This is a genomic window from Mycobacterium sp., from assembly GCF_036488105.1.
In the GTDB taxonomy this organism is placed as follows: Bacteria; Actinomycetota; Actinomycetes; order Mycobacteriales; family Mycobacteriaceae; genus Mycobacterium.
In genome coordinates, this window is the sequence record NZ_DASXHW010000137.1 from 1 (window position 1) to 7,416 (window position 7,416).

General features: G+C 67.3%; 6 protein-coding genes. All 6 read left to right on the plus strand.

All coding sequences use genetic code 11. The annotated features are described in order from the left end of the window. Window positions 1–789, plus strand: a 789-nt coding sequence (locus tag VGH54_RS07130; RefSeq protein WP_331511234.1) for a dihydroorotase, incomplete at its 5' end; no start/stop codon positions are given. Beyond that, window positions 786–1,340: a transporter gene (locus VGH54_RS07135; protein WP_331511235.1), complete on the plus strand. Its 555-nt coding sequence runs from the start codon at window positions 786–788 to the stop codon at window positions 1,338–1,340. The genes VGH54_RS07130 and VGH54_RS07135, both read left to right, overlap by 4 nt. Further along, on the plus strand, window positions 1,337–2,479 hold the full coding sequence (gene carA, locus VGH54_RS07140; protein ID WP_331511236.1) for a glutamine-hydrolyzing carbamoyl-phosphate synthase small subunit: 1,143 nt from the start codon (window positions 1,337–1,339) through the stop codon (window positions 2,477–2,479). Before VGH54_RS07135 ends, carA begins: the two co-directional genes overlap by 4 nt. After that, complete coding sequence (gene carB, locus VGH54_RS07145; RefSeq protein ID WP_331511237.1) at window positions 2,479–5,826, plus strand: carbamoyl-phosphate synthase large subunit; 3,348 nt, start codon at window positions 2,479–2,481, stop codon at window positions 5,824–5,826. The genes carA and carB overlap by 1 nt, the downstream gene beginning before the upstream one ends. Window positions 5,827–5,828: 2 nt before the next feature. Then, window positions 5,829–6,650, plus strand: a complete 822-nt coding sequence (gene pyrF / locus VGH54_RS07150) for an orotidine-5'-phosphate decarboxylase (protein WP_331511239.1) — start codon at window positions 5,829–5,831, stop codon at window positions 6,648–6,650. A 442-nt stretch (window positions 6,651–7,092) separates the two neighbouring features. Continuing rightward, window positions 7,093–7,410, plus strand: a complete 318-nt coding sequence (gene mihF / locus VGH54_RS07155) for an integration host factor, actinobacterial type (protein ID WP_331511240.1) — start codon at window positions 7,093–7,095, stop codon at window positions 7,408–7,410. Window positions 7,411–7,416 lie beyond the last annotated feature (6 nt).

Below are 7,416 nucleotides of genomic sequence, written 5' to 3' on the forward strand. Positions count from 1 at the left end.
ACCGGTCTGGGCGTGCTGATCGCCCAGCACGCCGAGGAGCCGCGGCTGACCGTCGGCGCGGTCGCCCACGAAGGCCCCAACGCCGCCCGGCTGGGACTGTCCGGCTGGCCGAGGGCCGCCGAAGAGTCGATCGTAGCCCGCGACGCCTTGCTGGCCCGCGACGCCGGCGCACGGGTGCACATCTGCCACGCCTCCACCGCAGGCACCGTCGAGATCGTCAAATGGGCTAAATCGCAAGGTATTTCGATTACCGCCGAGGTGACGCCGCATCACCTGCTGCTCGATGACAACCGGCTGGCCAGCTACGACGGCGTGAACCGGGTCAACCCGCCGCTGCGTGAAACGGCCGACGCCGTGGCGCTGCGCCAGGCACTGGCCGACGGGGTGATCGACTGCGTGGCCACCGATCACGCACCGCATGCCGAACACGAGAAGTGCGTCGAGTTCGCCGCCGCGCTGCCGGGGATGCTGGGTCTGCAGACCGCGCTGTCGGCGGTGGTCCAGGCGATGGTCATTCCCGGTCTGCTGACCTGGCGCGGTGTCGCGCGGGTGATGAGCGAGAACCCGGCCCGCATCGTCGGACTGCCTGACCACGGTCGGCCGCTGGAAATCGGGGAGCCGGCCAATCTGACCGTCGTGGACCCGGATGCCACCTGGTCGGTGTCCGGTGCCGACATGGCCAGCCGGTCTGCCAATACCCCCTACGAGACGATGACGCTGCCGGCCACTGTGACGGCAACCCTGCTGCGCGGCAAGATCACCGCCCGCGACGGAAAGTGCCCCGCATGAACTCGGCAACGCTGGTTACTTCGCTGATCGTGGCCGGGGTGCTGGCGCTGTTGATCGCGTTCATCATTCAGCTGATGATGCGCGGCTGGCGGAAGCGTGCGCGACGGCAGGCCGAGCTGATCGGCACGCTGCCACCGATGCCGGAGATGGTCGGGTCGCCGATCGTCGCGCCGACCCGCGGGATGTACGTCGGCTGCACGCTGGCGCCCAGCTGGCACGACCGGGTCGTGGCGGGCGATCTGGGTTACCGGAGCAAGGCGGTGCTGACCCGCTACCCGGAGGGAATCTTGGTGGAGCGCAGCGGCGCCGGCCCGATCTGGATTCCGCAGGAATCGATTACGACCATCCGCACCGAGCGTGGCATGGTCGGCAAAGTCGTTCCTGCCGCGCTGAGTTCGCGGCGGGCGCGCGACGGCAACGCGAGCGCGGGCTCTCACGACGGGATTCTGGCGATCCGGTGGCGGTTGCCTTCGGGCACCGAGATCGATCTCGGCTTTCGCGGCAACGACCGCAGCGAGTACGACCGATGGCTGACGGAGAGCACCCGATGAGCGGCACACAACAGCGGCGCGGCAAGGCCATGCTGGTCCTCGATGACGGCCGAACATTTACCGGGGCGACGTTCGGTGCGATCGGCCAAACCCTGGGCGAGGCAGTCTTTTCCACCGGCATGTCCGGGTACCAGGAGACGTTGACCGACCCGAGCTATCACCGGCAGATCGTGGTGGCCACCGCCCCGCAGATCGGCAACACCGGGTGGAACGGCGAGGACGGCGAAAGCCGTGGCGACAAGATCTGGGTGGCCGGCTACGCGGTGCGCGATCCCTCGCCGCGGGTCTCGAGCTGGCGGGCCACCGGAACCCTGGAAGACGAACTGGTCCGCCAGCACATCGTCGGCATCGCCGACATCGACACCCGGGCGTTGGTGCGACATCTGCGCAGCCGCGGCTCGATGAAGGCCGGTGTCTTCTCCGGTGCATCGCTCGCGGAGCCCGAGGAGCTGGCCGAACGGGTGCGCGGCCAACAGCCGATGCTGGGTGCCGACTTGGCCGGTCAGGTCAGTACGACCGACACCTACGTCGTGGAACCCGAAGGGTCGCATCGGTTCACGGTGGCTGCCATCGATCTGGGTATCAAGACCAACACCCCGCGTAACTTCGCCCGGCGAGGAGTGCGCACCCGCGTGTTGCCCTCGTCGGTGACCTTCGAGCAAATTGCCGAGCTGAAGCCCGACGGTGTGTTCCTGTCCAACGGGCCCGGGGACCCGGCCACCGCCGACGACATCGTCGAGGTGACCCGCGAAGTCCTGAGCGCCGGTATCCCGTTGTTCGGCATCTGTTTCGGCAACCAGATTCTCGGGCGCGCGCTGGGCCTGTCCACCTACAAGATGGTGTTCGGCCACCGGGGCATCAACATCCCGGTGATGGACCACGCGACCGGACGGGTCGCTGTCACCGCGCAGAACCACGGCTTCGCGCTGGAGGGTGAGGCGGGTCAGCGTTTCGACACGCCGTTCGGGGCGGGGGTGGTCAGTCACACCTGCGCCAACGACGGTGTGGTGGAAGGCGTCAAACTCGTTGACGGGCGGGCCTTTTCGGTGCAATACCACCCGGAGGCCGCGGCCGGACCGCACGACGCGGAGTACTTGTTCGACCAATTCGTCGACCTTATGACGAGGGAGAGCGGGTAATGCCACGACGGACTGACCTCAAGCACGTTCTGGTGATCGGGTCCGGGCCGATCGTGATCGGACAGGCCTGCGAATTCGACTACTCGGGCACCCAGGCCTGCCGCGTACTGCGTGCCGAAGGCCTCCAGGTCACCCTGGTCAACTCCAACCCGGCCACCATCATGACCGACCCCGAATACGCCGACCACACCTACGTCGAGCCGATCACTGCCGCTTTCGTGGAGAAGGTCATCGCCCAGCAGGCCGAGCGGGGCAACAAGATCGACGCGCTGCTGGCCACGCTGGGCGGTCAGACCGCGCTGAACACCGCCGTCGCGTTGTACCAGAACGGCGCGCTGGAGCGCCACGGCGTCGAACTGATCGGCGCCGACTTCGACGCCATCCAGCGCGGCGAGGACCGGCAGATGTTCAAGGATATCGTCGCCAAGGTCGGCGGCGAATCAGCCCGCAGCCGGGTGTGTTTCACCATCGACGAAGTCCGGGAGACCGTCGGTGAGCTCGGCCTGCCGGTGGTGGTGCGGCCGTCGTTCACCATGGGCGGTCTGGGCTCGGGCCTGGCGCACACCGCAGAAGAAGTCGACCGGATGGCCGGCGCGGGATTGGCCGCATCCCCGAGCGCCAACGTGCTGATCGAGGAATCGATCTACGGCTGGAAGGAATTCGAGCTCGAGCTGATGCGCGACGGCAAGGACAACGTCGTGGTGGTGTGCTCGATCGAAAACGTCGACCCGATGGGCGTGCACACCGGCGACTCGGTGACGGTGGCACCGGCGATGACGCTGACCGACCGGGAATACCAGCGGATGCGGGATCTGGGCATCGCGATCCTGCGCGAGGTCGGCGTCGACACCGGCGGCTGCAACATCCAGTTCGCGGTCGACCCGCGCGACGGCCGGCTGATCGTCATCGAGATGAACCCGCGGGTGTCGCGGTCAAGTGCGTTGGCCTCCAAGGCCACCGGCTTCCCGATCGCCAAGATCGCCGCGAAACTGGCCGTCGGCTACACCCTCGACGAGATCCTCAACGACATCACCAAGGAAACCCCGGCCTGCTTCGAACCCACCCTGGACTACGTGGTAGTCAAGGCGCCGCGGTTCGCGTTCGAGAAATTCCCCGGCGCCGACCCCACGCTGACCACCACCATGAAATCGGTCGGTGAGGCAATGTCGTTGGGCCGCAACTTCGTCGAGGCGCTCGGCAAGGTGATGCGGTCGCTGGAGACCAGCCGCGCCGGCTTCTGGACGGCGCCGGACACCGACGGCACCGCCGATGACGCGCTGGAACGGCTGCGGACACCCACCGAGGGTCGGCTCTACGACGTCGAGCTAGCGCTGCGCCTGGGCGCATCGGTGGACCGGGTTGCCGAAGCCTCCGGCATCGACCCGTGGTTCGTCGCGCAGATCGCCGAGCTGTTGGTGCTCCGGCAAGAAGTCAGCGACGCCGCCGTGCTCGACGCCGACCTGCTGCGCAGGTGTAAGCACAGCGGGTTGTCGGACCGCCAGATCGCAGCGCTGCGACCGGAATTGGCCGGCGAGGACGGGGTGCGATCGCTGCGGCGGCGGCTCGGCATCCACCCGGTGTACAAGACCGTGGACACCTGTGCCGCGGAGTTCGAGGCGAAGACGCCCTACCACTACAGCAGCTACGAGCTCGACCCCGCGGCCGAGAGCGAGGTAGCTCCGCAGACCGAACGGCCCAAGGTGCTGATCCTGGGTTCGGGACCCAACCGGATCGGGCAGGGTATCGAATTCGACTACAGCTGCGTGCATGCCGCAACGACGCTGTCGCAGGCGGGTTTTGAGACCGTCATGGTCAACTGCAACCCCGAGACGGTGTCCACCGACTACGACACTGCCGACCGGCTCTACTTCGAGCCGCTGACGTTCGAGGATGTCCTGGAGGTCTTCCACGCCGAGGAGCAATCCGGCGCCGGTGGCCCGGGCGTGGTGGGAGTCATCGTGCAGCTCGGCGGCCAAACCCCGCTGGGGCTGGCGCAGCGGCTAGCCGACGAAGGTGTGCCGATCGTCGGCACCCCGCCGGAAGCCATCGACCTGGCCGAGGACCGCGGCGCGTTCGGTGACCTGCTGTCGGCGGCGGGCCTGCCGGCTCCCCGCTACGGGATGGCGACGACGTTCGCGCAAGCCCGGCGGATCGCCGCGGACATCGGCTATCCGGTGCTGGTTCGGCCGTCGTACGTGCTCGGCGGGCGCGGCATGGAGATCGTCTACGACGACGAAACGCTGCAGGGCTACATCGCCCGTGCCACCGAGCTGTCGCCCGAACATCCGGTACTGGTGGACCGGTTCCTGGAGGACGCGATCGAGATCGACGTCGACGCACTCTGCGACGGCGACGAGGTCTACATCGGCGGCATCATGGAGCACATCGAGGAGGCCGGGATTCACTCCGGCGACTCGGCGTGTGCACTGCCTCCGGTGACCCTGGGCCGCAGTGACATCGAGAAGGTGCGCACAGCGACCGAAGCGATCGCACACGGTATCGGCGTGATCGGGCTGCTCAATGTGCAGTACGCGTTGAAAGACGACGTGCTCTACGTGCTGGAGGCCAACCCGCGCGCCAGTCGCACCGTGCCATTCGTCTCCAAGGCCACCGCCATACCGCTGGCCAAGGCGTGCGCCCGGATCATGCTGGGCGCCAAGATCTCTCAGCTCCGTAGCGAAGGACTACTAGCAGCGACCGGCGACGGTGGCAACGCCGCGCCGAACGCGCCGATCGCCGTCAAGGAAGCTGTGCTGCCGTTTCACCGGTTCCGTCGCGTCGACGGTTCGGGCGTGGACTCCTTGCTGGGCCCGGAGATGAAATCGACCGGCGAGGTGATGGGCATCGACCGCGATTTCGGCAGCGCATTCGCCAAAAGCCAGACCGCGGCCTACGGATCGCTGCCGACCTCGGGGACGGTGTTCGTGTCGGTTGCCAACCGGGACAAGCGATCGCTGGTGTTTCCGGTGAAGCGGTTGGCTGATCTCGGCTTCCGGGTACTGGCCACCGAAGGCACCGCAGAGATGCTGCGCCGCAACGGTATTCCGTGCGAAGAGGTTCGCAAACACTTCGAAGAAGCGCAGCCGGGCCGTCCTTCGATGTCGGCTGTCGATGCGATTCGGGCCGGCGAGGTCGACATGGTGTTCAACACGCCCTACGGAAATTCGGGCCCACGCATCGACGGTTACGAGATCCGCTCGGCCGCAGTCGGAGTGAACATTCCTTGCGTCACGACGGTCCAGGGGGCCTCCGCAGCCGTCCAGGGCATCGAAGCCGGAATTCGCGGCGACATCGGGGTCCGCTCGCTGCAAGAGCTGCACAGCGCGCTGAACAACGGCGGCCAATAGCGATGCCCGGGTTCGGCGCCCGGCTGGCCGACGCGATATCCCGCCGCGGGCCACTGTGTCTGGGCATCGACCCGCATCCCGAACTCTTGCGGGCATGGGATCTGCCGGTCAGCGTGGGCGGCCTTGCGGCGTTCTGCGAGATCTGCGTGGCGGCCTATGCCGACTTCGCCGTCGTCAAACCTCAGGTCGCATTTTTCGAAAGCTACGGCGCCGCAGGGTATGCGGTGCTGGAGCGGACGATCGCCGCGTTGCGCGACGCCGGTGTGCTGGTGCTGGCCGACGCCAAGCGCGGGGACATCGGCTCGACGATGGCGGCCTATGCGGTGGCCTGGACGGGTGACTCGCCGCTGGCTGCCGACGCCGTAACCGCTTCGCCGTATCTGGGTTTCGGCTCGCTGCAGCCGCTGCTGGACAGCGCTGCGGCACACAACCGGGGGGTGTTCGTGCTGGCGGCGACGTCCAATCCAGAGGGCGCGAGCGTCCAGCGCGCCGACGCCGGCGGCCGTCCGGTGGCCCAGTTGATCATCGACCAGGCCGCAGCGGCCAACCATGCGATGGGCGCCGGCCCCGGTTCGGTGGGCGTCGTGCTCGGCGCCACGCTGACCGAGGTGCCCGACGTCAGCCAACTCGGCGGACCGGTGCTGGTCCCCGGTGTCGGCTTCCAGGGTGGTCGGGCCGACGCGCTGAGCGGCCTGGGCGGGGCCGCTCCGGGGCAGCTGCTGCCCGCGGTCTCGCGCGACGTGCTGCGGGCCGGGCCGGACGTTGCAGCGGTGCGCAAAGCCGGGGAACGGATGCGCGACGCGGTCGCGTATCTGGCCGGCTGAGCCGTTCACCACCGCAGTTGGCGGGGCTACGACACGGCGTCGTTCACTTTCTGGCCGGATGTGCTGTTCGCGGCGACACGCGCGACACGCCGCGATATTCCTAACCGGCGCAAATTCGGTTTTTCGGGCGGTTTCGAGGCGGTCGGACCACGATATTCCGACGGCTGCTCGAGAGCGGTGCACTCGGCAAAAGGCCTGGTAGGGCACATTTAACAGTCGCGAAACCGGCAGAACGGTAGCAGCGACGACGCCGTCGAAGGTCTCCTTCCGGAGCCTCCCGGACGGCACCCTCTCGATGCCACAAGCTGCGTTTTTGTAGCTTCAACCAGGGGGGCGGGTTAGATTTCGTCTGCAGGCGTGGGTACGGTCGTCACCGCTGGCTGGACTACCTAGCCAAGGCAAACAAAGATTGATAGCTGTTGATCATTAATACGGAGGAATCGTGGCCCTTCCCCAGTTGACCGACGAGCAGCGCGCGGCAGCGTTGCAGAAGGCTGCCGCCGCACGCCGAGCGCGAGCCGAACTCAAAGACCGGCTGAAGCGCGGCGGCACCAATCTCCAGCAGGTGCTCAAGGATGCCGAGACCAACGAGGTCTTGGGCAAGATGAAGGTTTCCGCGTTGCTCGAGGCGTTGCCGAAGGTGGGCAAGGTCAAGGCGCAGGAAATCATGACCGAGCTGGAGATCGCCCCGACGCGCCGTCTGCGCGGCCTCGGCGACCGTCAGCGCAAGGCTCTGCTGGAAAAGTTCGACTTCGCCTAAGTCCGG